Here is a 255-nt window from a genome sequence, read left to right as displayed (position 1 = left end):
GCGCAAGGAGATGGCGAAAGAGGCGATAATCAAACATGCCATCAGCATTCGCCTTGCTTGCAGCTGTCTAGGTATTAGCGAGAGCTGTTTTTACTATCAAAGCAAGCTCAATGCTGAGAACTAGCAGATTGCTGATTGGCTGCTTCGATTAACCGACAATAAAAAGCGCTGGGGATTTGGCCTATGCTTCTTGTACCTGCGTAATGTCAAAGGTTTTAAATGGAACCATAAGCGCGTTTACCGCATTTACTGTGA

General features: G+C 45.1%; 1 pseudogene. It reads left to right on the top strand.

Features of this window, described 5'->3' with window-relative positions:
• Positions 1 to 255 (top strand): annotated as a pseudogene (locus VQ643_RS16450) (IS3 family transposase); the annotation flags it as partial.

This window comes from Pseudomonas sp. F1_0610 (assembly GCF_047470865.1).
In the GTDB taxonomy this organism is placed as follows: Bacteria; Pseudomonadota; Gammaproteobacteria; order Pseudomonadales; family Pseudomonadaceae; genus JAZDRH01.
This window is presented reverse-complemented; position numbering and strand designations above follow the sequence as displayed.